Origin of the sequence: Yersinia sp. 2466 StPb PI (assembly GCF_041538325.1) — a bacterium.
In the GTDB taxonomy this organism is placed as follows: domain Bacteria; phylum Pseudomonadota; class Gammaproteobacteria; order Enterobacterales; family Enterobacteriaceae; genus Yersinia; species Yersinia enterocolitica_E.
Window position 1 is genome coordinate 532,166 of the sequence record NZ_JAULSL010000001.1, and the last position, 24,610, is coordinate 556,775.

A 24,610-nucleotide genomic window follows, 5' to 3' on the forward strand; every position below is an offset into this window, starting at 1 on the left:
TGAGTATACATCTAGTAACTGAGAATATTAATAGCAAGCTAATAATATTTAAGGTCACTTTATCGCTAGTGACTACTTTTTAAGAACTAAAAGGAATAAAAAGTGATTAAAAAACAGCACGTTCAAGTAAAAACTTAATGTTTTCAATTGAGTAAGCGTTTTTGACTAAAAGTGCGTTAGTCAGTGGTAGGTTTGACTGTAAGGGAGAGATAAGCAGAATTATTTTGTGGTTTAGACCGAAATCAGTAGTTATATGCCCTGGTTAAAGGCTATGAAGGTATGATTAATCGGATAACGGTGACAGGGATACAGTGCGGCGCAGAAGGCCGCATCTATATACATCAGACATAAAGATGTGGAATTAAAGCTCTTGTTCGAATAGCCCAAGAATGGCTTCATGCAGTTGTTTAACCGTAAAACCTCTGGCAGGCGTTGTGAAAATGGTATCGTCACCAGCAATACTGCCTAAGATCCCTTCAGCCTTACCTAATGAATCCAGCAGGCGGGCGATCAGCTGTGCCGCACCAGGGCTGGTATTAATCACAACGACTGAATCATTATAATCGACATCCAAGACCAGATTTTTTAGTGGGCTACTGGTTGTTGGCACCCCCAATTCTGCGGGTAAGCAGTAAACCATCTCCATTTTGGCATTACGCGTTCTAACCGCACCGAATTTGGTTAGCATACGTGAAACTTTGGATTGGTTGATATTTTCGAAGCCTTCTTCCTGCAAGGCCAAAACGATCTCACCTTGAGAACTGAATTTCTCTTCTTTCAATAACGCTTTAAACGCTTTGATAAGATCTTCTTGTTTTGCGGGATTACGCATTTTCTATGCCTTGATCAGTCAATAGTGAATAGGATTATTATGCATATAAATGAATTTTTATTCAACATGACTATGGAGTATTGGCGATAAAAGCACTGATATCAAGGTGTGGTGAAATTTTCACATCATCTTACTGTTACGATTATGCTAAATCAGTTTTTATCAACATTCGGCGCGAGTAACTAAAATGTTATTAAAATGATGTTGTTCTGATGTAACAGAAGGGTGTAATGTAACCGCCGATTAACCTGTCATGAATACTTCAGTAAATTTTAGAATAATGTGCGCTATATCATTAATGAATAAGCGATTTACTCTAAAATGCATACGTCTTATGCGCCTTTTTGATGCGTGATATCTCAATCTGACTGTTAATAGATTGTGTTTAAAATCACAATAAATTAAGGTGCCTAAATAGATGAATTCACGGCAAATTTAAATTAAATATAAAAAGGAGTATAGGATGAAAGTTGCAGTTCTCGGTGCCGCTGGTGGTATCGGCCAGGCCCTCGCTCTTCTACTCAAGACCCAGCTTCCTTCAGGTTCAGACCTCTCATTATATGATATCGCGCCAGTGACTCCCGGTGTTGCGGTTGACCTGAGCCATATCCCGACCGCTGTTAATATTAAAGGCTTCAGCGGCGAAGATGCTACCCCAGCCCTTAAAGGGGCCGATATTGTTCTGATTTCTGCGGGTGTTGCACGTAAACCGGGCATGGATCGTTCAGATCTGTTCAATGTTAATGCTGGCATCGTCCGTAATCTGGTTGAGCAAATCGCGCGTACTTGCCCGAAAGCATTAATCGGTATCATTACCAACCCAGTTAACACGACAGTAGCGATCGCCGCAGAAGTACTGAAAAAAGCCGGTGTTTACGACAAGAATAAATTATTTGGCATTACGACACTGGATACCATTCGCTCTAATACCTTTGTTGCTGAACTGAAAGGTAAGCAACCTCAAGATATCGAAGTGCCGGTTATCGGTGGCCACTCTGGTGTTACCATTTTGCCATTGTTGTCACAAATTCCAGGCATTAGCTTTACCGAGCAAGAAGTGGCTGACCTGACTAAACGTATCCAGAATGCGGGTACTGAAGTTGTTGAAGCAAAAGCCGGTGGCGGGTCAGCGACTCTATCTATGGGGCAGGCTGCGGCACGTTTTGGTCTTTCTCTGGTTCGTGCTCTACAAGGCGAAAGCAATGTTGTTGAATGTTCTTACGTTGAAGGCGACGGTAAATATGCCCGTTTCTTTGCTCAGCCAATCCTGTTAGGTAAAGAGGGTGTTGCTGAACGTAAAGACATTGGCAAATTGAGTGCGTTTGAACAGCAAGCGCTAGAAAGCATGCTTGATGTATTGCACAAAGATATTGAGTTGGGCGAGCAGTTCGTCAATAACAAGTAGTAGCAGGGGCTTAAAGCTGCCCCTGAGATAATATTATCAACCGCCGAAGCTATGCATCGGCGGTTTTTTTATGCCCGAAGAATAGCCGGCCGTATCCTCACTTTTCGGTCAAGAAGAACCCCTGTTTTCGGATCAAAATAGCGTGTTGGCCAAATTTCGGAAGGATGAATCTCTAAACATTCGGCAATCAACCATTCCCCCTTTGGCCAAGGACGAGTTAACGCATTGGCAAGAGTCGAGGAACTTAACCCTGCCTCACGAGAGAGGGCGGCTAAAGTTGTGCCTTTTTTACGTAGTGCGGCAATAATGTCTGCTGGGTGCCAATCAGATTTCCTTAAAATCATCTTTAATCCTTTTTTTTTCTAAGCAGCTGACGTGTTAGTGATATAAATAACAGTACATTGTTAATCGTACTGTGAACAGAAAGTGACCATTTAGAAAGATCATACCATTTATTTTCTAAAAGATTTTAAATGTTTTCTAAATATTCCTTTTTTGTGTCACAACGCATATTAGGAAGCAACACCATGAAAAAAGAGTGGTTTGCCGCTAAGGAACTGGCAGGTCTTGAGGGATTACCCTCATCACCACAAGGCATTAACCTCATGGCGAAACGTGAGGGATGGGAACAGCGCCGTCGTCGTGGCGTTCAAGGGAAGGCGGTGGAGTATCATGTTGAAAGTTTACCTTCCACCATACTGAATTCATTACATTTAAGAGAAGAGCCGGCACAGTATACGCCAGCACGGCAAGACCCATTAGCCCTATGGATAGAGGCTTACTATCGTTTTACGGAGGCTGAACGGGAGCAGATTATTACCTTTATTTTTCGTGAAGGAGCTAAAAGCCTGATCGAGCAATTGAGAATCGATTAAGCCCGCCAGATGTGCACTTTGTGCCAGGAAATTGCTACAGCAGCTCATTGATAGAGAATGGATATGAAAAAACAATGGATTACCGCTGCTGAGCTTATTGGTATTGGCGGATTGCCTAACACGCCTGCAGGGGTTAATGGTCGAGCCAGAAAGGAAGGTTGGGAACGCAGACGTAAACTTGGGGTGCAGGGAAAGGCGGTAGAATACGCTATCGAGGGGCTACCATCTGATGTACTGTGTGTTTTACGCTTGAAAGAAACCCCCCCGGAATATGTTGTGCAGCGCAATGACCCATTGGCTATATGGATTGAAGCTTACAATCAACTCACTGATGCTGAGCGCTCGCGAGCTATTGCATTTTTGCTGCGGGAAGGGGTAGGAACACTGATGAAACGTTTGGATTAATAGCAGAAAAGATAAACCCGGGCGGTAAAGCACGGGTTTCTTAATGCTTTCTCAAAAGGCGCGTTGTACTGCAATGTGCGCTAAACCCTCAAGAGCCAGGCGGTATTCACTTTCAGGGAGAATCTGTAACGCAGCAATGGCTTTGTCGGCCTCTTCCTCTGCACGCCGACGGGTATAGTCAAGTGAGCCACACTGCTGCATTGCAGCCAATACGGGTTCGAGTAAATGGCGGCCATTGCCTTGTTCAATTGCTTGTCGAATCATGGCTGCTTGTTCCACGGTGCCATTACGCATGGCATGCAGTAGGGGCAATGTAGGTTTACCTTCATTGAGGTCGTCACCGGTATTCTTACCCAAAGTGGTGCCATCAGAGCTGTAATCGAGCAGGTCATCAATTAGCTGGAATGCAGTACCCAGATAACGGCCATAATTCTGTAACGCTAACTCCTGCGTTTCAGTAGCATCCGCCAGCACGGCCGCAGATTGTGAAGCTGCCTCAAACAAACGAGCCGTTTTGCTGTAAATAACCTGCATATAGTTTTCTTCAGTGATGTCTGGGTTATTACAGTTCATTAACTGTAAAACTTCACCTTCAGCAATAACGTTTGTGGCTTCTGACATCAAAGTAAGAACGCGCAGTGATTCGAGGCCGGTCATCATCTGGAATGAGCGCGTATAGATATAGTCGCCCACCAATACACTGGCGGCATTACCAAATGCCGCATTAGCCGTCGCTTTACCACGGCGCATATCAGATTCATCGACCACATCATCATGCAGCAAGGTCGCTGTGTGGATAAATTCAATCAATGCCGCGACGGTGATATGCTTACTGCCCTGGTAGTGCAACGCACGGGCCACCAAAACGGCGATCATAGGGCGAATTCGTTTCCCGCCACCACTGATAATGTAATGGCCCAATTGATTGATGAGAACAACATCAGAGTTCAACTGGTCGAGAATTGTTGTGTTTACTGCCGCCATATCCGGCGCGGTTAACTCGATAATCTTTTCTAGGTTCATTGTTATATTCAGCTGTTTTTCTCTTTAACTGCGATGAGATTACCGCCCACATTATTACATGACGTTCCCTGAGACTATGATTGTACTTGAAAAATCCATCAAATAAACATGATGTAAGAAACTGTGCTTTTTTTCTTCGCTTGGGCTGATTATATACTTGTCATTCACTACATTTTTGCGTAGAATTCGCGCCCTATTGTGAATATTTATAGTGCGCTCTGGACTACAAAAGTGGAGTGCACGGAAAGCGGAGTTTTATATGTACGCGGTTTTCCAAAGTGGTGGTAAACAACACCGAGTAAGCGAAGGTCAAACCATTCGCCTGGAAAAGCTGGACATCGCAACTGGTGAAACTGTTGAGTTTGACCAAGTTCTGATGATTGCTAACGGTGAAGAAATCAATATCGGCGCTCCTTTAGTCGATGGTGGCAAGATCAAGGCTGAAGTAATTGCTCACGGTCGTGGCGAGAAGATTAAGATTGTTAAATTCCGTCGTCGTAAGCATTACCGTAAGCAGCAAGGTCATCGTCAGTGGTTCACTGATGTTAAAATCACCGGTATCAGCGCTTAAGATTTAGGAGAGCGGATAAATGGCACATAAAAAGGCTGGTGGCTCGACTCGTAACGGTCGTGACTCCGAAAGTAAACGTCTTGGCGTAAAACGTTTTGGCGGCGAAGCAGTTCTGGCAGGCAGCATCATCGTTCGTCAACGTGGAACTAAGTTCCATGCAGGCACCAACGTAGGTTGCGGTAAAGACCATACTCTGTTTGCTTTGGCTGACGGTAAAGTCAAGTTCGAAGTTAAAGGCCCGAAAAACCGTAAATTTATCAGCATCGAAGCTGTATAAGTTTTTCGCGTCCTGTAAATAGATGTAAGCCCTGCAATTTCGTTGCGGGGCTTTTTACATTTCAGGGTTAACCCCTTCGGTAAAAAATGGATACGAAGCAGCAGGCTGGTTTAGGTATTTTTTTGGCACTAACCACTGCCGTATTCTGGGGTGCCTTGCCGATCGCAATGAAGCAAGTGCTTGAGGTGATGGAGCCTTTTACCATTGTTTGGTATCGCTTCACGATGGCGGCTATCGGCTTGGGGATTATTCTGGCTTCGCGTCGTCAGCTACCCTCGCTTAAACTTTTTCGCCAACGTCGCTGGCTGGTATTACTGATAGTTGCGACGTGTGGCCTACTGGGGAATTTCATCTTCTTCAGTTCATCATTACAATATCTAAGTCCGACGGCATCCCAGGTTATCGGGCAATTATCACCAGTCGGTATGATGGTTGCCAGTGTGCTGATTTTAAAAGAGCGGATGCGCATTACCCAGGTTATTGGTGCGGGTATGCTGATTTGTGGCTTGTTGTTATTTTTTAATACCAGTCTGCATGAAATCTTTACCCGTTTGACTGATTATACGCTTGGCGTGGCATTGGGAGTCTGTGCAGCGGTTGTTTGGGTCAGCTATGGTGTCGCCCAGAAGGTGCTATTAAGGCGTATGGCATCGCAACAAATTCTATTATTGTTGTACACTTTATGTGCAATTGCATTATTCCCAATGGCGAAACCAGCCGTTATTTTTCAGCTAAATGGGTGGCAGTTTGCCTGTTTACTATTTTGTGGGGTTAATACCCTAGTGGGTTACGGTGCTTTGGCTGAGGCCATGGCGCGCTGGCAGGCAGCTCAGGTAAGCGCACTTGTCACATTGACACCGTTGTTTACCTTGTTTTTTTCAATTCTATTGGCGCTGGCCTGGCCAGAAATGTTTGCCGCACCGTCCCTCAATCTTGTGGGATACGCAGGCGCATTCGTGGTAGTGGCCGGCGCAATGTTTTCCGCAATTGGACATCGTTGGTGGCCACGTCGGACAGAAATAAACCTGGTTGCTCCGCAAAAGCAGCGGCCCGGTGAATGATTTACGGAGAAAGTAAATGAAGTTTGTTGATGAAGCTACGATTTTGGTTGTAGCCGGTGACGGTGGTAACGGTTGTGTCAGCTTCCGCCGCGAAAAATATATCCCTAATGGTGGCCCTGATGGTGGTGATGGTGGTGATGGCGGCGATATTTACCTGCTGGCCGATGAAAACCTTAACACGCTGATTGATTACCGTTTTGTGAAGTCTTTCCGTGCTGAACGTGGGCAGAATGGCCAGAGCCGTGACTGTACCGGCAAACGTGGTAAAGATATCACCATTAAAGTCCCGGTTGGTACCCGCGTACTGGATCAGGGAACGGGTGAGATTGTGGGTGATATGACCCGCCATGGTCAGGTTCTGATGGTCGCGAAAGGGGGGTTCCATGGGTTAGGGAACACTCGATTCAAATCATCGGTAAACCGTGCGCCACGCCAGAAAACCATGGGTACTGAAGGCGAAACACGTGAATTGATGCTTGAGTTGTTGCTGCTGGCTGATGTGGGGATGTTAGGTTTGCCAAACGCGGGTAAATCCACCTTTATTCGTGCGGTCTCTGCGGCTAAACCAAAAGTAGCCGATTATCCATTTACGACATTGATCCCAAGTCTGGGTGTTGTACGAATGGATCATGAGCAGAGCTTTGTGGTTGCCGATATTCCCGGTTTGATCGAAGGCGCATCAGACGGTGCTGGTCTGGGTATTCGCTTCCTGAAGCATCTGGAACGTTGTCGTGTACTGTTGCACTTGGTTGATCTGGCTCCGATCGATGAATCAGATCCGATTGAGAATGCCAAAGTCATCGTTAATGAGTTACAGCAATACAGCGAAAATCTTGCAGAGAAGCCACGCTGGCTTGTTTTCAATAAGATTGACCTGATAGGTACAGAAGAAGCTGAGGTTCGCGCTAAAGCCATTGTAGAAGCGCTGGGATGGGAAGATAAGTACTACATGATTTCCGCAGCAAATCGCGACAATGTAAACGCGCTGTGCTGGGATGTCATGAAATTCCTCAACACCCAACCTAAAGCTATGGCCATTGCAGAAAGTGCACCAGAAAAAGTTGAATTCATGTGGGATGATTATCACCGTGAACAACTGGCTGAAGTGGAAGCGGCAGCGGTAGAAGAAGATGACGACGATTGGGATGAGGAAGATGATGACGGCGTAGAGTTTATCTACGAACGTTAAATTTCCGGTTGTTGTGAGTCATAACGTTGTTATGAGTATAAATGAGGGCTGCCACTTCACCTGTGGCGGCCCTTTTATTTGAACACCTAATGGGCGACACTAGCTAAATGGAGGTAACGCCGTGCCATGGGTGACGGCAGGTATCCAGCATTGCGCCTGCAGTCCTGAACGGTCTGGGCGGTTCTCCAGTGTTAACCTGCCTTGGTGCAGTTGCACAATACGGATCACGATATTTAGCCCTAACCCACTGCCGCCATAGCGTTGATCCATACGACGAAACGCTTGAGTCAATTCACCCGCCTGTTCTGGTTTTATTCCCGGCCCTTCATCCATCACTTGCAGAATGGCACCCAAGTTTTCAGTAACGAGTTTGACTGAAATCTGGCTACCAACCGGGCTATAACGATGGGCATTTTCAACCAGATTTCGCAACATCAGGCGCAGCAGCGTGGCGTCACCTTCTGTCTTGGCATAAGGCGGGAATTCCCATTGGATAGTTTGTTGCCGAAGATCACACATTTCCTGTAATTCATCTTGCAGTGGCTGCACCACATTTTCAGTCCAATCAAGAGATTGATATAGGCCACTAGCAAAATTTTGGCCTGCTCTGGATAGTGTCAGTAACTGTTCAATAGTATGCATCAATAAGTCGATGCGACTAATCAATGATTTACTTTCAGTGATCCCTTGTTGTTCCATCAACTCAAGGTGCAGACGAATCCCGGCCAGAGGTGTGCGTAACTCATGTGCGGCATCGGCAGTGAACAGGCGTTCTTGCGCAATAGTATTAGAGAGCCGGAATAACAACTGGTTAAGTGTCGATGTTACAGAGACGATTTCTTGCATATCGCTCTTAACAATCACTGGGGTGAGATTATCGGCTGAACGTTCAGCCAGCTTTTTTTGCAATTGATCAAGTGGACGAATAATCCAACTGATCGCCCAGAAAGAGAGCAAAAGGGTGATGGCCATCATGATGAGCGACGGCGCAAGCAGTGATGCAATGGCTTCCGCTATTTCCGTATCAACCCGCTCATTACGCGCTTGTGCGCTAAGGGTTTCATCAACCAGGAAGCTGATTTGTTCCTGACTTTCATGCCATAACCAAAAGGCACTTATCAACTGGGTAACCAATAATATTAACGCCAGCATTAAAATCAGACGGCGTCGCATACTGATCATGATTGTGCCTCCAGACGATAGCCAATACCCCTTACGGTACGAATACGATCTTTGCCTAATTTGCGGCGAAGATTATGGATATGCACTTCTAGCGTGTTGGAGCCGAGATCATCATTCCAGGTATACAGATCCTGCTGTAATAACTCACGGTTAACGGTTTGGCCGGCCCGCATAATTAAGCGCGAGAGGATCGCAAACTCTTTGGGTGTGATTTCCAGCGGCTGATCCTGCAAACAGACTTGCTGTGTTGATAAGTTAAGGCTCAGGTCATCTTGTTGCACCAAATTGTCACTTTGCCCCTGATAACGACGAATCAATGCGCGAACGCGTGCCAGTAACTCGGCTAACGCGAAAGGTTTGATAAGGTAATCGTCAGCACCGGCATCCAGCCCGTCAACCCGATCTTCCAGTGCATCACGGGCGGTGAGGATAAGTACCGGTAAGGTGACATGCTGGCGCCGCCATTGACGCAACAACACGGCACCATCTTGATCCGGCAGGCCGAGATCGAGGATTACCATGCTGTACTGACTGGTGTGTAATAAACTGTGCGCTTCGGCTGCGGTACCGGCACAGTCACAGGCATAGCCCTGATTGGTCAGGGCCATAGCTATCCCGCGTTGCAGCAGTTCATCATCTTCAACAATCAGTAGTTTCATAATTTTTAATTATTCTGATAGATGTCTTTATACAGGCGGCTTTCGAAGCGAACCAAAGGTGCCCGACGATTTTTTTGATCTTCAGGTGGTACGGCGTAACCCGACAAGAATTGGACAAATGCCATGCGCTGCCCACTGGCGGTAGTAATAAATCCGGCCAGATTGTATACGCCTTGTAGTGCCCCGGTTTTGGCCGAAACTTTGCCATCAACACCCGCTTCATGCAGGCCACCACGATAACGTAATGTACCGTCATAGCCCGATAATGGCAGCATTGAGATAAAATTAAGTTCTTGATCATGTTGAGCTATATATTGCAAAGCTTGCATCATGGTTGCCGGCGAAATGAGATTATGACGTGACAAACCCGACCCATCCACGACAATACTGTTCCCCAGATCCACACCGGCCTTCTGGCGCAGAACCTGACGTACCGCATCGGCACCAGCGCGCCATGTGCCCGGTACACCAAATCGCTGATGACCAATGGTCCTGAACACGGTATCGGCAATCATGTTGTCAGACTTTTTCAACATGATTTTCAGTAAGTCATGTAACGGTGCTGACTGTGCTTGGGCTAGCACGGTGCCAGCGGCATTGGGGGTCGTCTGCCGGCGTAGGCTGCCGTCAATCTGAATATCCGCTTTTTTTAGTTCATCTTTCAAGATGGCACCGGCATAGCTGGCACCATTTTGTACTGCAAAGGCCAGAGGCAGCGGTTCACTGCGTTGTGTCAGGCATCCGGTAAGCGTGAATCGGTTTAATTCGCCTGGAACGACATCTAACTCGCAATATTGCGCATCTGGTGAACCTTTAGCTAAAGTACGTACTTCACTGAACATTTGCACCGGATAATAGGATGCAACTCGGATAAATGCCATGTCGCCCGGATTAGGCGCGCTGTATAGTGAGACTGAAAAACAGTTACGATCGACAATGGCCGCCGCAGGTGGGGCACTAAAACATTGTGTCATATCGTTCCACGGCCAACCGGGTGCTTTGTCGTGGCTGGCAAAAACCGACGTATCAATGATCAAATCACCTGCAACTTGTTTTACACCGGCTTTTCTTAGCGTAGCCACCATATTACGCAACTGCTGGCGTGTTAAAGTGGGGTCACCGTCAAAACGTGCAATTAAATTGCCGCGCAACACACCGTCGGTGATCGGGCCGTGACTTTCTAGTGTGGTATTGAAGCGAAAATCAGGTCCAAGCTGTAGCAAAGCGGCCAATGCGGTCAGGACTTTTTGCGTACTGGCGGGTAAGGCCATCTGCTGAGCGTGATAGTCTATTGCTGGAGTCGTAGCCCCGATTTTTTGTACTACTAACGCAAGATTTGCCCCATCAGGCAGATACTGTGTGTAATTTTCGACCTGAGCCGCATTGGCGTTAGATATGCTGATATTGATCGCAATAGCACAGGCCAATCCACTGACAATTCGTGAAAAATGCATAATTTCGGTATAACTGCTGAATAACGTGTTGCCATACTACGGTGCAACGAGGGCGAAAGTAAACGATGACCCTAAAGGAACTCTACGTTAAAATGCATATCAAAATGCAGAATTGATCCTGACTTGGGGTTTTGGCTCCGGGGTGATTTTTTTTGTTTATCGCCTGGAGGCGGGTAGGCTATCAAACTAGCCGCATTTTCATTCGAAAACGTTAGGATGACGGTTTTTTGAACAGGATAGATTTAGAGGTATTTAAAAGATGAAACAGATTCCGATGACGGTAAATGGCGCAGAGAAACTGCGTGAAGAGCTGGATTTTTTAAAAGGCGTTCGTCGCCCTAAAATTATTGCTGATATCGCCACTGCCCGCGAACACGGTGACTTGAAAGAAAATGCGGAATATCATGCAGCCCGCGAGCAACAAGGGTTCTGTGAAGGCCGGATTCAAGAAATAGAAGCAAAACTCTCTAATGCGCAGGTGATTGATATCACCAGAATGCCTAATAATGGCCGCGTTATTTTTGGTGCCACGGTTCGTGTATTCAATGTGGATAGCGAAGAAGAGCAGCAATACCGGATTGTGGGTGATGATGAAGCGGATTTTAAACAAAATCTTATTTCGGTTAACTCACCTATCGCTCGTGGCCTGATTGGTAAGGAAGTCGATGACGTCGTTGTTATTCGAACTCCAGGCGGCGAAGTAGAATATGAAATTCTTAGCGTGGATTATGTGTAATACTTGTCCATCTGAGCAGCTATTACGCGTTATTTCTCAAAAATGAAGTTGTAAAGAAAAGTAAAAGGCCGCTTGCGGCCTTTTATCAGAACAAAGTGCATGGCACCTTTTCTCTAAAACAAGCGTCATTAACGCGGTAAAATAATTTTCCGCTCTTTCGCTGGGCGATAGAGCACTAAAATATTACCGATGATTTGGACGTTAACGGCACCGGTCTCACGCACGATGGCATCAGCAATTAGGGCTTTGGTTTCACGCTCTTCAGCAGTGATCTTCACCTTAATAAGTTCATGATGTTCCAGCGTTTGTTCGATTTCAGCCAGCACCCCTTCGGTTAACCCGTTATTGCCCAGCATGACTACTGGCTTTAATGGATGGGCCAGGCTTTTCAGGTGCTGTTTTTGTTTGTTATTCAGATTCATCGTCTTTTTTGCTTAAGTTGGGATTGAAAACGGTTCATTCTACCGCCATCTCATGTGTATCACCAAATCGGTCTACGTCGATGGGGAGTTTACGCGAGCTAAGCAACAGATGCGCGGGCTCTTAATTAAGATAGTTGGAAAAAGAGATGTCTAATAAAAAGCGTTCGGCTAGCTCTAGTCGCTGGTTACAAGAACACTTTAGCGATAAATATGTAATTCAGGCACAGAAAAAGGGGCTACGCTCTCGCGCCTGGTTTAAACTTGATGAAATACAACAGAACGATAAACTTTTTAAACCCGGTATGACAGTAGTCGATTTAGGCGCTGCACCCGGCGGTTGGTCCCAATATGCAGTAACCCAAATAGGCGGTAAAGGGCGGGTCATCGCATGTGATCTTCTACCAATGGATCCTATCGTTGGTGTCGATTTCCTTCAGGGCGATTTTCGTGATGAACTAGTCCTGAAAGCTTTACTTGAGCGTGTTGGGGATAAAAAAGTTCAGGTGGTCATGTGTGATATGGCCCCGAATATGAGTGGTACTCCGGCAGTCGATATACCTAAATCAATGTATCTGGTTGAATTAGCTTTAGATATGTGTCGTGATGTACTTGCGCCAGGCGGAAGTTTCCTGGTGAAGGTGTTTCAGGGAGATGGCTTTGATGAATACCTACGGGAAATTCGCTCCCTGTTTACGAAAGTTAAGATTCGTAAGCCAGACGCTTCTCGTGCGCGATCGCGTGAAGTGTACATTGTAGCGACAGGGCGGAAACTGTAGTACCCTAACGCTGTTTGTTAACACAGTTGTAATATGAGGTTAATCCCTTGAGTGACATGGCGAAAAACCTAATTCTCTGGTTAGTTATTGCAGTCGTACTGATGTCTGTATTCCAGAGCTTTGGACCCAGCGAATCGAATGGCCGTAAAGTGGATTACTCTACTTTCATGTCCGACGTAACCCAAGAACAGGTTCGTGAAGCGCGTATTAATGGGCGTGAAATTAACGTCAGTAAGAAAGATAACAGCAAATATACGACTTTCATTCCGGTCAACGATCCAAAGCTGTTAGATACCTTATTGACTAAAAATGTGAAAGTTGTTGGTGAGCCACCGGAAGAGCCGAGCTTGCTGGCCTCTATCTTTATTTCCTGGTTCCCAATGTTGTTGTTGATTGGGGTCTGGATCTTCTTTATGCGTCAAATGCAAGGTGGCGGCGGCAAAGGGGCGATGTCCTTTGGCAAGAGCAAAGCCCGCATGCTGACAGAAGATCAAATAAAAACCTCTTTTGCTGATGTGGCCGGTTGCGACGAAGCAAAAGAAGAAGTCAGTGAATTGGTTGACTATCTGCGTGAGCCAAGCCGCTTCCAGAAACTGGGCGGTAAGATTCCGAAAGGCGTATTGATGGTTGGTCCTCCAGGGACAGGTAAAACCTTGCTGGCGAAAGCCATTGCAGGTGAAGCTAAAGTGCCATTCTTCACTATTTCTGGTTCTGACTTCGTAGAAATGTTCGTTGGTGTGGGTGCATCCCGTGTCCGTGACATGTTTGAGCAGGCTAAAAAAGCCGCACCTTGTATCATCTTTATCGATGAAATCGATGCGGTAGGCCGTCAACGTGGCGCTGGTTTGGGTGGTGGTCATGACGAACGTGAACAGACACTGAACCAAATGCTGGTTGAAATGGATGGCTTTGAAGGCAATGAAGGCATCATCGTCATCGCAGCAACTAACCGTCCAGACGTTCTTGACCCGGCGTTACTGCGTCCAGGTCGTTTTGACCGTCAGGTTGTGGTTGGTTTACCTGATGTCCGTGGTCGTGAACAGATTCTTAAAGTTCATATGCGCCGCGTGCCATTAGATACCGATATCGATGCTTCAGTTATTGCACGTGGTACACCAGGCTTCTCTGGTGCTGACCTGGCTAACCTGGTCAACGAAGCCGCGTTGTTTGCTGCTCGTGGTAACAAGCGTGTTGTTTCGATGGCTGAGTTTGAGAAAGCGAAAGATAAAATTATGATGGGTGCGGAACGTCGCTCCATGGTAATGACAGAAGCACAAAAAGAATCAACGGCTTATCATGAAGCAGGCCATGCGATCATCGGTCGTCTGGTACCTGAACATGACCCAGTACATAAAGTGACCATTATTCCCCGTGGTCGTGCGTTGGGTGTAACATTCTTCCTGCCGGAAGGTGATGCTATCAGCGCTAGCCGTCAGAAACTGGAAAGCCAGATCTCTACCTTATACGGTGGTCGTCTTGCTGAAGAGATCATTTACGGGCCGGAAAAAGTCTCTACCGGTGCATCGAATGATATCAAAGTTGCCACGTCTATCGCGCGTAACATGGTGACGCAGTGGGGCTTCTCCGAAAAACTGGGGCCGTTGCTGTATGCTGAAGAAGAAGGCGAGGTATTCCTTGGCCGTTCTGTGGCAAAAGCCAAGCATATGTCTGATGAAACTGCGCGTATTATCGATCAGGAAGTTAAGTTACTTGTCGAGCGTAACTATCAGCGTGCACGTACATTGCTGATGGAAAATATGGATGTTCTGCATACCATGAAAGATGCTTTGATGAAGTATGAAACGATTGATGCACCGCAGATTGATGATTTGATGAATCGCAAAGAAGTTCGCCCGCCAGCGGGCTGGGATGATGCGACCAAGAATAAATCATCTGACAATGACAGCACACCAAAGGCACCAACGCCGGTTGATGAGCCAAATGTACCAACGCCAGGCAATTCAAATACCATGTCAGAACAGTTGGGCGATAAGTAAGTCAACTGTTGGCATCTATACTCTAAATAATTCGAGTTGCAGGAAGGCGGCAAGTGAATGAATCCCGATGAGTTGACGCCAGTCAATGATTCGGGTGAGAGAGAGCAGCTAACGCACATGCAGCTTGAAGTATACCGAGTATAAAGCGTTGTGATTAATATAAACCTCGGGCTTGCCTGGGGTTTTTCTTTTTCTAAGATATAAAATTGACGTGAACTGCCACTTTTAAGGTGCGATGACATGCATTTAACTGCCAGAGATCGGGTTCTGGATCTCTCTCTCCCACACGTTATGGGTATCTTGAATGTCACCCCGGATTCGTTTTCGGATGGTGGACATCACAATAATATTGATAAAGCATTACAGCATGCCCAATTGATGTTATCAGCAGGTGCTACGCTGATTGATATTGGTGGCGAGTCCACCCGCCCTGGTGCTGCACAAGTGAGTGAGCAGGAGGAGCTTGATCGGGTAGTGCCAGTTGTCGAGGCATTAGCCAAGCGCTTTGATACTTGGTTATCTGTAGATACCTCTAAAGCGGCGGTTATCACTGAATCTGCTCAAGCTGGTGCCCATCTGATTAATGATATCCGCTCATTACAAGAGCCAGGTGCGCTCGACGCTGCGGCAAAAACCGGTCTGCCGGTGTGCCTGATGCATATGCAGGGGCAACCGCAAAGTATGCAGCAGTCACCGCATTACGATGATTTACTGGCTGATGTAAACCAGTTCTTTGAATACCATATTGCTCGCTGTGTTGCGGCCGGTATCGCAAAAAGTAAATTGTTACTCGACCCAGGCTTCGGTTTCGGCAAAAATTTGGCGCATAATTACCAGTTATTGGCGCGACTGGCTGAACTGCATCATTTTGGGTTGCCATTGTTAGTGGGAATGTCGCGAAAATCGATGGTGGGTCAGCTATTACATGTTCCGCCACAACAGCGGGTCATCGGGAGTGTCGCTTGTGCTGTCATTGCCGCTATGCAAGGCGCACAGATTGTCCGAGTGCATGATGTCAAAGAAACTGTCGAGGCGATGCGTATCGTCGAGGCAACACTTTCAGCGAAGGGATAAATAAAAATTATGAGTAACCGTAAATACTTTGGTACAGATGGCATTCGCGGCAAAGTGGGTGAGAGTCCGATTACGCCTGATTTTGTATTAAAGCTCGGCTGGGCTGCCGGTAAGGTTCTGGCTCGACATGGTTCTCGTAAAATTATCATCGGTAAAGATACGCGTATTTCCGGCTACATGCTGGAATCGGCGCTGGAAGCCGGCTTGGCCGCCGCTGGGCTATCGGCATCATTTACCGGCCCGATGCCGACCCCTGCTGTTGCTTATCTGACCCGAACTTTCCGCGCTGAAGCGGGTATTGTTATTTCAGCGTCCCATAACCCTTTCGAAGATAATGGCATTAAATTCTTCTCAATTGATGGCACCAAACTGCCTGATGATGTGGAGGAGGCTATTGAAGCAGAAATGGAAAAACCATTAACCTGCGTTGAATCTGCCGAATTGGGTAAAGCTAACCGTATCGTGGATGCGGCCGGGCGCTACATTGAGTTCTGTAAAGGCACATTCCCGAGCGAACTTAGCCTGAAAGAGTTAAAAATTGTGGTCGATTGCGCCAATGGTGCCACCTATCACATCGCCCCAAGTGTATTACGTGAACTCGGGGCAAATGTTATCACCATCGGCTGTGAACCTGATGGCATGAATATCAATGAAGAATGTGGTGCCACGGATGTTCGCTTGCTGCAAGCGCGTGTGCTGGCTGAAGATGCACATGTTGGCCTGGCATTTGACGGTGATGGTGACCGCTTGATGATGGTTGACCATCTGGGCAACAAGGTTGATGGCGACCAGATTTTGTATATCATCGCGCGCGAAGGCTTGCGTCAGGGTCAACTGAAAGGCGGTGCGGTTGGTACGCTAATGAGTAACATGGGTTTACAGCTGGCTCTAAAAGAACTGGGTATTCCGTTTGTTCGTGCCAAAGTGGGTGACCGCTACGTACTGGAAGCCATGCAAGAGAAAGGCTGGCGCATTGGTGCTGAAAACTCAGGTCATGTAATTTTACTGGATAAAACTACCACCGGTGACGGCATTGTTGCTGGTTTGCAAGTGCTTACTGCTATGGTACGTAATCACATGAGCCTGCATGATTTATGCAGTGGCATGAAGCTATTGCCACAAATCCTGGTGAACGTACGTTTCTCTGGTGAACACAATCCTCTTAAATCTGAGGCAGTTGAAGAAGTGACTCGCCAGGTTGAAAAAGAATTGGGTGATCGTGGCCGCGTTCTGTTGCGTAAATCAGGTACCGAACCATTAATCCGCGTGATGGTTGAAGGTGATGCTGAAGAATCATTGATTGCTGAAATGGCAAACCGGATCGCAGATGCGGTGAAAGCGGCAGGTTAATGGTGTTTTTATGGGGGAGGGTGGTGACTCTTTCCCCCATAAATTGCGCTGAAGTTGAATAACTTGACGCTTTTTTCTGCAAATGAACTCGTGTTGTGAAATTGCCCTTGCGTGTACTATGCGCTTTGGTTAGTATTCACACCCGCTTAAGTGGGTGAATAAGTCCCCCGCTGATGGGTGAAAAGCATTTGGCATGCGGTGAATCCGCAAGGATACAGGTACAACTATGTACGAAGCTCTTCTGGTATTTTTCTTGCTGATTTCGATTGGGCTAGTTGCTCTGATCATGTTGCAGCAAGGTAAAGGCGCGGATATGGGAGCCTCATTCGGAGCAGGTGCGTCTGCAACTCTGTTCGGTTCGAATGGTTCCGGTAACTTTATGACTCGCATGACGGCTTTATTGGCGACGCTGTTCTTCGTCATTAGCTTGATTCTGGGCAATATGAGCACCAACCAGGGCCATACAGGCAGCGAGTGGGAAAACTTGGGTACGCCTGCAAAAACTGAGCAGACTACAGCTCCAGTAGCACCAGCTAAGCCAAGTAGCGATATCCCGCAGTAATGTTTTGCCAGCAGTAAGTAGTAACGATAGAAAAAAGTTTTAAAATGGTTGTGACGACTTAAATAGTAAAAACAACCAGTTGAATCAGTGCCGGGGTGGTGGAATTGGTAGACACGCTACCTTGAGGTGGTAGTGCCCGATTGGGCTTACGGGTTCAAGTCCCGTCCTCGGTACCAAATCAGTCAGATAACTTGCTTTTTTGTCGTTATCAACGTAATATTTGCCACGTTTTCGGACGCGGGGTGGAGCAGCCTGGTAGCTCGTCGGGCTCATAACCCGAAGGTCGTCGGTTCAAATCCGGCCCCCGCAACCACTTTCCTAAAGTGTTTTTTTTCAAATGTTGTATTCGGTAGACCTCAGATACTTTCGATTTCAATTTGAAAAAAATACTTGTCAGAAAGTTGTACCGAAGCCGCTTTGCGGCAAACAGGGTCCAGTTGCATAAAGCCCCGAATTTCGGGGTTTTTTGTTATTTGACAGCAGAATCACTGGGCTATTAGGCCCTTTTTTTATGTCTTGGGGGTGGGCTTGTCCACATTAGAACAAAAGTTAACAGAGATAATTTCAGCACCGGTTGAGGCCTTAGGCTATGAATTAGTCGGCATCGAGTTCATCCGGGGGCGCCAATCGACGCTACGAATCTATATTGATAGTGACGACGGAATCACTGTTGATGCTTGTGCTGATGTCAGCCACCAGGTCAGCGCTGTATTGGACGTAGAAGATCCAATTACGGTCGCTTACAACTTAGAAGTTTCCTCTCCGGGCCTTGATCGCCCTATGTTCACCGCTGAACATTATACTCGTTACCTCGGTGAAGAAGTCACTTTGGTTTTGCGTATGGCAATGCAGAACCGCCGTAAATGGCAGGGCATTATTAAAGCCGTTGATGGTGAAATGATCACGGTTACTGTGGATGGAAAAGATGAAGTGTTCGCGCTGAGCAACATCCAGAAAGCGAACCTGGTACCCCACTTTTAAAGTTTGGATGAGGCAACTAGGATGAACAAAGAGATTCTGGCTGTTGTAGAAGCAGTTTCCAATGAGAAATCCCTTCCGCGCGAGAAGATTTTTGAGGCGTTGGAAACCGCTCTAGCGACAGCGACCAAGAAAAAATACGAACAAGAAATTGAAGTTCGCGTCAGCATCGACCGTAAAACCGGTGATTTCGACACTTTCCGCCGTTGGGTCGCAGTTGACGAAGTTACCATGCCAACGCGTGAAATCACGTTGGATGCGGCTCAATATGAAGATCCAACCCTCCAGTTGGGTGATTATGTCGAAGACCAGATTGAATCTGTTACTTTTGACCGTATCACAACCCAAACAGCTAAACAGGTCATCGTACAGAAAGTACGTGAAGCCGAACGTGCTATGGTGGTTGATCAGTTCCGTCAGTATCTGGGCGAAATTGTTACCGGTGTGGTGAAAAAAGTTAACCGTGACAGTATTGCACTGGATCTGGGTAACAATGCTGAAGCCGTTATTGGCCGTGAAGACATGCTACCGCGTGAAAACTTCCGTCCAGGCGACCGTATCCGTGGTGTTCTGTATGACGTGCGTCCAGAAGCTCGCGGTGCTCAGTTGTTTGTCAGCCGTTCACGTCCTGAAATGCTGATCGAACTGTTCCGTATTGAAGTGCCAGAAATTGGCGAAGAATTGATCGAAATTAAAGCTGCCGCCCGTGATCCTGGCTCGCGTGCTAAAATTGCGGTCAAAACCAACGACAAACGTATCGATCCAGTCGGTGCTTGTGTCGGTATGCGTGGTGCCCGAGTTCAGGCTGTTTCCAGCGAGCTTGGCGGTGAGCGCATTGATATTGTATTGTGGGATGATAATCCAGCCCAGTTTGTTATTAATGCCATGGCGCCAGCTGATGTTGCGTCTATTGTGGTTGATGAAGACAGACACACGATGGATGTTGCCGTTGAAGCCAGCAACTTGGCACAGGCAATTGGCCGTAACGGCCAGAACGTACGTTTAGCAGCACAACTGAGTGGCTGGGAACTGAACGTAATGACGGCGGACGATCTTCAGGCGAAGCATCAGGCCGAAGCTCATGCCGCTATTGATACCTTCACCAAATATCTTGATATCGATGAGGACTTTGCCACCATATTGGTAGAGGAAGGTTTCTCTTCTCTGGAAGAATTGGCTTACGTGCCAATGAAAGAACTTCTGGAAATCGACGGTCTTGACGAAGATACGGTTGAAGCGCTGCGTGATCGCGCCAAAGCTGCATTGACCACGCTGGCCCTGGCACAAGAAGAAAGTCTTGGCGACCAAAAACCCGCTGATGATCTGCTGAACCTGGCGGGTCTGGAACGTAGCATGGCATTCAAATTGGCTGCGCGCGGTGTGTGTACGCTGGAAGATCTTGCCGAGCAGGGTATCGACGATCTGGCAGATATTGAAGGGCTTAGCGATGAGCAAGCCGGCGAGCTGATTATGGCTGCACGTAATATCTGTTGGTTTGGCGATAACGCGTAATAAACTGTAGCAGGAAGGAACAGCATGACAGATGTAACCGTAAAATCGCTGGCAGCTGAGATTCAGACCCCAGTTGATCGCCTGGTACAGCAATTTGCTGATGCAGGGATCAAGAAGTCTGAAGTAGACTCAGTTACCCAGCAAGAAAAAGAAACATTGCTGGCGCACTTAAACCGTGAACACGGTAGTGCGCCTAATAAACTCACGTTGCAACGCAAAACGCGTAGCACCTTGAATATTCCGAGCACCGGCGGAAAAAGTAAATCGGTGCAAATCGAGGTCCGCAAGAAACGCACTTATGTAAATACGCCGGAAGCTGAACAAGCGAAAGCGGAAGAGCAGGCACAGCGTGAAGCGGAAGAGCAGGCACAACGTGAAGCGGAAGCAGCAGCGCAGAAAATCGCTGAAGAAAAAGCTAAACGTGCGGCCGAAGAACAAGCCAAACGTGAGGCCGCTGAAAAAGCTAAACGCCAAGCAGCGGAAAAAGAAAAAGTGACGAATCAACAAACCGACGAAAAAATCAAGCCAGCTCAGACCGATAAAGCACGCCGTGAAGCTGAAGCTGCCGAGCTGAAACGCTCAGTAGAAGAAGAAACACGCCGTAAGGTCGAGGAAGATGCTAAACGCGTTGCTGAGGAAGCCCGTAAAATGGCAGCCGAAAACGAAGGTAAATGGCCAGCACCTGTGGCTGAGCAGACTGAGTCTGCTGACTACCATGTAACCACCTCACAACATGCGCGCGCCGCGGAAGACGAAAACGACGCCAAAGTTGAAGGTGATCGCCGTAGCCGCACTCGTGGTGGTAAAGCAACTAAGCAGAAAAAAGGCAATAAACTCTCCGAGTCTAAAGCTGATCGTGAAGAAGCACGTGCTGTTGGCCGTAAAGGCAAACGTAAACCAAGCACACTGCAACAGAGCTTCAACAAGCCTGTTGTTGCGGTTAACCGCGATGTTGTGATTGGTGAGACTGTAACAGTTGCTGAACTGGCAAACAAAATGGCTGTTAAAGGCTCTCAGGTCATCAAAGCAATGATGAAACTGGGTGCTATGGCAACCATTAACCAGGTTATCGATCAAGAAACAGCACAGATGGTTGCTGAAGAGATGGGCCACAAAGTGATTCTGCGTCGTGAAAACGAACTGGAAGAAGCTTTGATGAGCGACCGTGATACTGGCGCTGAAGCCGCAGCCGAGCACCGCGCTCCGGTTGTGACCATTATGGGCCACGTTGACCACGGTAAAACCTCTCTGCTGGATTACATCCGCTCCACGAAAGTGGCGTCAGGTGAGGCCGGTGGTATTACACAGCACATCGGTGCTTATCACGTTGAAACTGAAAACGGCATGATCACCTTCCTGGATACCCCAGGACACGCCGCGTTTACTTCAATGCGTGCCCGTGGTGCTCAGGCGACTGATATCGTGGTGTTGGTTGTTGCAGCCGACGATGGCGTGATGCCACAGACTATCGAAGCTATTCAGCATGCCAAAGCGGCGAAAGTGCCGGTTGTGGTTGCAGTGAACAAAATCGATAAGCCAGAAGCTGATCCAGACCGCGTTAAAACCGAGCTGTCTCAGTACGGTGTCCAGCCAGAAGAGTGGGGCGGTGACTCTCAGTTCATCAACGTATCTGCGAAAGCTGGTATCGGTATTGATGAATTGTTGAACGCAATCCTGCTGCAAGCTGAAGTTCTGGAACTGAAAGCAGTTCGTACTGGCATGGCAAACGGTGTGGTTATCGAATCCTTCTTGGATAAAGGCCGTGGCCCTGTTGCTACCGTGCTGGTTCAGAAAGGTACCTTGAACAAAGGTGATATCGTACTGTGTGGCTTTGAGTATGGCCGTGTACGTGCGATGCGTGACGAGTTGGGCCGTGATATCACGTCTGCTGGTCCGTCTATTCCGGTTGAAATCCTGGGTCTGTCCAGTGTTCCTGCTGCCGGTGATGAAGTGACCGTGGTTCGTGATGAGAAGAAAGCTCGTGAAGTTGCACTGTACCGTCAGGGCAAATTCCGCGAAGTCAAACTGGCTCGTCAGCAGAAATCTAAGCTGGAAAACATGTTTGCTAACATGACCGAAGGCGAAGTTTCTGAACTGAACATCGTAATCAAGTCTGACGTACAGGGTTCTTGTGAAGCTATCTGTGATTCACTGGAAAATCTGTCTACCGATGAAGTGAAAGTGCGTATTGTTGGCTCAGGCGTTGGTGGTATCACCGAAACTGACGCAACACTGGCCGCAGCTTCTGGCGCAATCATCCTTGGCTTTAACGTTCGTGCTGATGCTTCAGCCCGTCGTGTCGTTGAAACTGAAGGTCTGGATCTACGTTACTACTCAGTAATTTATAGCCTGATCGACGAAGTCAAACAGGCGATGAGTGGTATGTTGGCACCTGAGTACAAACAACAAATCATTGGTCTGGCTGAAGTTCGTGATGTGTTTAAATCACCGAAATTTGGCGCCATTGCAGGTTGTATGGTTACTGAGGGTGTGATTAAGCGTAACAATCCAATCCGTGTTCTGCGTGACAACGTGGTTATCTATGAAGGCGAGCTGGAATCTCTGCGCCGCTTCAAAGATGACGTTAACGAAGTTCGTAATGGTATGGAGTGTGGTATCGGCGTTAAGAACTATAACGACGTCCGTACTGGTGATGTGATCGAAGTCTTCGAAATTATCGAAATCAAACGTACTATCGATTAATCGCCTCAGATCTGCTTATATCCATTTGGGGGGCCTTGGCCCCCCAATTTGTCTGGAGAATCCAAATGGCAAAAGAATTCAGCCGTTCTCAACGTGTTTCGCAGGAAATGCAAAAAGAGATCGCACTCATCTTACAACGCGAAATCAAAGACCCACGTGTTGGCATGGCTACCGTATCCGGTATCGAGCTGTCCCGTGATTTGGCTTACGCTAAAGTCTTTGTGACCTTCCTGAATGTGTTAACCGATAACGCAGACCCGGATACAGTTAAAAATGGCATTAAAGCACTGCAAGATGCCTCTGGTTATATCCGCACTCTGCTGGGTAAAGCGATGCGCTTGCGTATCGTACCGGAACTGACCTTCGCTTATGATAACTCATTGATTGAAGGCATGCGGATGTCTAACCTGGTGACTAACGTCATCAAAAATGATGTAGAACGTCAGGTTAATCCAGGTAACGACGAGGAGAAGTAATGGGGCGTCCACGTCGTCGCGGCCGTGACATTAACGGCGTTCTGTTATTGGATAAGCCGCTGGGCCTCTCCTCTAATGACGTTTTGCAGAAAGTAAAGCGTCTCTTTAGCGCTAACCGCGCAGGCCATACCGGTGCACTCGATCCACTGGCGACCGGTATGTTGCCTATCTGTCTTGGTGAAGCGACCAAATTCTCTCAATTCTTGCTGGATTCTGATAAGCGCTACCTGGTGGTTGCCCGTTTGGGCCAGCGCACAGATACTTCGGATGCCGAAGGTGCGTTAATCAGTGAGCGTGAAGTTAACGTCACTCAGGCGCAGATGGATGCTGCTCTGGATAGTTTCCGCGGCGATAGCCAGCAGATACCTTCCATGTATTCGGCACTGAAGCATCAAGGTAAACCGTTGTATGAATATGCCCGGCAGGGGATTGAAGTAGAGCGCGACGCCCGTAGCATTACCGTGTATGAATTGCTGTTTATCCGCTGGGAAGGCAATGATCTTGAGCTGGAAATTCATTGCTCAAAAGGTACCTACATTCGCACTATTGTTGATGATTTGGGTGAATTATTAGGCTGTGGGGCACATGTTAGCTATCTGCGTCGTTTGCAAGTGGCCGCTTACCCAAGTGATCGCATGGTGACTTTAGAGCAGTTGACTGCCATAGTTGAAGTGGCACAGGCAGAAGAGCGCTCACCAAATCCAGAGCTGGATTTACTGTTGCTACCGATGGACAGTGCAGTATTAAACTTCCCTGAAGTCAATCTGTTACCTGCTGTTGCAGCCTATGTAAAGCAAGGGCAACCGGTGCATGTTGCTGGCGCGCCAAGCGAAGGTATGGTCCGTATCACTGAAGGCGAAGAGCGTAACTTCATTGGTATCGGCACTATCGCAGAGGATGGCCGTGTTGCACCCAAACGCCTGGTAGTAGAGGCGCAGGAAGATGCACTGTAGGCCATACTCTATATAATTCGAGTTGCAGGAAGGCGGCTACCTTGCGATTCCGCAGTGCAAAGAGTAGAATAGTGCGGCTTACATATTGGGTTGCTGAATTAGAGATCGGCGCCTGTTTTAATTTATCTATATATTTGG

The 24,610-nt window shown here is 47.4% G+C and carries 25 protein-coding genes and 2 tRNA genes; 20 read left to right on the forward strand and 7 right to left on the reverse strand.

Annotated elements, in window-relative coordinates; translation table 11 throughout:
• Positions 1 to 361: 361 nt before the first annotated feature.
• The gene (argR, locus tag Q2T72_RS02435; RefSeq protein WP_004707043.1) at positions 362 to 832 is read right to left on the reverse strand and encodes a transcriptional regulator ArgR; all 471 of its coding nucleotides are present in this window, start codon (positions 830 to 832) and stop codon (positions 362 to 364) included.
• Between the two features lie 463 nt (positions 833 to 1,295).
• Between argR and mdh the strand changes: the two genes are divergently transcribed.
• Positions 1,296 to 2,237, forward strand: coding sequence for a malate dehydrogenase (mdh, locus tag Q2T72_RS02440; protein ID WP_083160927.1), 942 nt, complete (start codon positions 1,296 to 1,298; stop codon positions 2,235 to 2,237).
• Positions 2,238 to 2,305: 68 nt separating this feature from the next.
• On the opposite strand, the gene Q2T72_RS02445 is transcribed toward mdh, so the two are convergent.
• The gene (locus Q2T72_RS02445; RefSeq protein WP_083160925.1) at positions 2,306 to 2,581 is read right to left on the reverse strand and encodes a helix-turn-helix transcriptional regulator; all 276 of its coding nucleotides are present in this window, start codon (positions 2,579 to 2,581) and stop codon (positions 2,306 to 2,308) included.
• A 183-nt stretch (positions 2,582 to 2,764) separates the two neighbouring features.
• Here Q2T72_RS02445 and Q2T72_RS02450 point away from each other — a divergent pair, with 183 nt between their 5' ends.
• Both Q2T72_RS02450 and Q2T72_RS02455 read left to right on the forward strand, forming a co-directional pair.
• Entirely contained in the window at positions 2,765 to 3,112 is a 348-nt protein-coding gene (locus Q2T72_RS02450; protein ID WP_372568581.1) for a DNA-binding protein, read from the forward strand.
• 63 nt (positions 3,113 to 3,175) lie between these two features.
• Positions 3,176 to 3,517, forward strand: coding sequence for a DNA-binding protein (locus Q2T72_RS02455; protein ID WP_372568582.1), 342 nt, complete (start codon positions 3,176 to 3,178; stop codon positions 3,515 to 3,517).
• Positions 3,518 to 3,568: 51 nt separating this feature from the next.
• Here the strand turns inward: Q2T72_RS02455 and ispB are convergent, their stop codons facing one another.
• Positions 3,569 to 4,540 (reverse strand): octaprenyl diphosphate synthase, encoded by a 972-nt coding sequence (gene ispB, locus Q2T72_RS02460; RefSeq protein WP_083160919.1) that lies wholly within the window; start codon positions 4,538 to 4,540, stop codon positions 3,569 to 3,571.
• 259 nt (positions 4,541 to 4,799) lie between these two features.
• On the opposite strand from ispB, the gene rplU reads away from it, so the two are divergent.
• From rplU to cgtA, 4 genes are all read left to right on the forward strand, one after another.
• On the forward strand, positions 4,800 to 5,111 hold the full coding sequence (gene rplU / locus Q2T72_RS02465) for a 50S ribosomal protein L21 (protein WP_005186422.1): 312 nt from the start codon (positions 4,800 to 4,802) through the stop codon (positions 5,109 to 5,111).
• A 19-nt stretch (positions 5,112 to 5,130) separates the two neighbouring features.
• Positions 5,131 to 5,388: a 50S ribosomal protein L27 gene (gene rpmA / locus Q2T72_RS02470; RefSeq protein WP_083160917.1), complete on the forward strand. Its 258-nt coding sequence runs from the start codon at positions 5,131 to 5,133 to the stop codon at positions 5,386 to 5,388.
• A gap of 86 nt (positions 5,389 to 5,474) precedes the next feature.
• On the forward strand, positions 5,475 to 6,449 hold the full coding sequence (locus Q2T72_RS02475) for a DMT family transporter (protein ID WP_083160915.1): 975 nt from the start codon (positions 5,475 to 5,477) through the stop codon (positions 6,447 to 6,449).
• Positions 6,450 to 6,465: 16 nt separating this feature from the next.
• Positions 6,466 to 7,638, forward strand: a complete 1,173-nt coding sequence (gene cgtA, locus Q2T72_RS02480; protein WP_083160913.1) for an Obg family GTPase CgtA — start codon at positions 6,466 to 6,468, stop codon at positions 7,636 to 7,638.
• Between the two features lie 99 nt (positions 7,639 to 7,737).
• Here the strand turns inward: cgtA and pmrB are convergent, their stop codons facing one another.
• Genes pmrB through dacB form a run of 3 tightly spaced genes read right to left on the reverse strand, consistent with a single transcriptional unit; the run spans position 7,738 to position 10,933 of the window.
• A complete protein-coding gene (pmrB, locus tag Q2T72_RS02485) occupies positions 7,738 to 8,820 on the reverse strand; it encodes a two-component system sensor histidine kinase PmrB (protein ID WP_083160911.1) in 1,083 nt (360 codons plus the stop codon).
• Positions 8,817 to 9,479 carry a two-component system response regulator PmrA gene (gene pmrA / locus Q2T72_RS02490; RefSeq protein ID WP_083160909.1) on the reverse strand — a complete coding sequence of 221 codons (663 nt, stop codon included), beginning with the start codon at positions 9,477 to 9,479 and terminating at the stop codon, positions 8,817 to 8,819. Before pmrA ends, pmrB begins: the two co-directional genes overlap by 4 nt.
• A 5-nt stretch (positions 9,480 to 9,484) precedes the next feature.
• Positions 9,485 to 10,933, reverse strand: a complete 1,449-nt coding sequence (gene dacB / locus Q2T72_RS02495; RefSeq protein ID WP_083160907.1) for a serine-type D-Ala-D-Ala carboxypeptidase — start codon at positions 10,931 to 10,933, stop codon at positions 9,485 to 9,487.
• Positions 10,934 to 11,192: 259 nt separating this feature from the next.
• Here dacB and greA point away from each other — a divergent pair, with 259 nt between their 5' ends.
• Complete coding sequence (greA, locus tag Q2T72_RS02500; protein WP_372568583.1) at positions 11,193 to 11,669, forward strand: transcription elongation factor GreA; 477 nt, start codon at positions 11,193 to 11,195, stop codon at positions 11,667 to 11,669.
• A 128-nt stretch (positions 11,670 to 11,797) separates the two neighbouring features.
• On the opposite strand, the gene yhbY is transcribed toward greA, so the two are convergent.
• On the reverse strand, positions 11,798 to 12,091 hold the full coding sequence (yhbY, locus tag Q2T72_RS02505) for a ribosome assembly RNA-binding protein YhbY (protein ID WP_004389225.1): 294 nt from the start codon (positions 12,089 to 12,091) through the stop codon (positions 11,798 to 11,800).
• Between the two features lie 146 nt (positions 12,092 to 12,237).
• On the opposite strand from yhbY, the gene rlmE reads away from it, so the two are divergent.
• The 12 genes from rlmE (at position 12,238) to truB (ending at position 24,472) form a co-directional block, all read left to right on the forward strand.
• Complete coding sequence (rlmE, locus tag Q2T72_RS02510) at positions 12,238 to 12,867, forward strand: 23S rRNA (uridine(2552)-2'-O)-methyltransferase RlmE (RefSeq protein WP_083160905.1); 630 nt, start codon at positions 12,238 to 12,240, stop codon at positions 12,865 to 12,867.
• A 56-nt stretch (positions 12,868 to 12,923) separates the two neighbouring features.
• Complete coding sequence (gene ftsH / locus Q2T72_RS02515) at positions 12,924 to 14,864, forward strand: ATP-dependent zinc metalloprotease FtsH (protein WP_083160903.1); 1,941 nt, start codon at positions 12,924 to 12,926, stop codon at positions 14,862 to 14,864.
• 240 nt (positions 14,865 to 15,104) lie between these two features.
• Positions 15,105 to 15,938, forward strand: coding sequence for a dihydropteroate synthase (folP, locus tag Q2T72_RS02520; protein ID WP_083160901.1), 834 nt, complete (start codon positions 15,105 to 15,107; stop codon positions 15,936 to 15,938).
• A gap of 9 nt (positions 15,939 to 15,947) precedes the next feature.
• A complete protein-coding gene (glmM, locus tag Q2T72_RS02525; RefSeq protein ID WP_083160899.1) occupies positions 15,948 to 17,288 on the forward strand; it encodes a phosphoglucosamine mutase in 1,341 nt (446 codons plus the stop codon).
• A 226-nt stretch (positions 17,289 to 17,514) separates the two neighbouring features.
• Entirely contained in the window at positions 17,515 to 17,850 is a 336-nt protein-coding gene (secG, locus tag Q2T72_RS02530; protein ID WP_005186467.1) for a preprotein translocase subunit SecG, read from the forward strand.
• Between the two features lie 89 nt (positions 17,851 to 17,939).
• Positions 17,940 to 18,026: transfer RNA gene (locus Q2T72_RS02535), tRNA-Leu, on the forward strand.
• Between the two features lie 60 nt (positions 18,027 to 18,086).
• Positions 18,087 to 18,163 (forward strand) — tRNA-Met (locus Q2T72_RS02540).
• A gap of 215 nt (positions 18,164 to 18,378) precedes the next feature.
• Positions 18,379 to 18,831 (forward strand): ribosome maturation factor RimP, encoded by a 453-nt coding sequence (gene rimP / locus Q2T72_RS02545; protein WP_002222054.1) that lies wholly within the window; start codon positions 18,379 to 18,381, stop codon positions 18,829 to 18,831.
• 21 nt (positions 18,832 to 18,852) lie between these two features.
• Positions 18,853 to 20,340, forward strand: coding sequence for a transcription termination factor NusA (gene nusA / locus Q2T72_RS02550; RefSeq protein WP_083160895.1), 1,488 nt, complete (start codon positions 18,853 to 18,855; stop codon positions 20,338 to 20,340).
• Between the two features lie 24 nt (positions 20,341 to 20,364).
• Positions 20,365 to 23,043, forward strand: coding sequence for a translation initiation factor IF-2 (infB, locus tag Q2T72_RS02555; protein WP_083160894.1), 2,679 nt, complete (start codon positions 20,365 to 20,367; stop codon positions 23,041 to 23,043).
• Between the two features lie 65 nt (positions 23,044 to 23,108).
• Entirely contained in the window at positions 23,109 to 23,519 is a 411-nt protein-coding gene (gene rbfA, locus Q2T72_RS02560) for a 30S ribosome-binding factor RbfA (RefSeq protein WP_032816249.1), read from the forward strand.
• Positions 23,519 to 24,472 (forward strand): tRNA pseudouridine(55) synthase TruB, encoded by a 954-nt coding sequence (gene truB, locus Q2T72_RS02565; RefSeq protein ID WP_083160893.1) that lies wholly within the window; start codon positions 23,519 to 23,521, stop codon positions 24,470 to 24,472. The genes rbfA and truB overlap by 1 nt, the downstream gene beginning before the upstream one ends.
• Positions 24,473 to 24,610 lie beyond the last annotated feature (138 nt).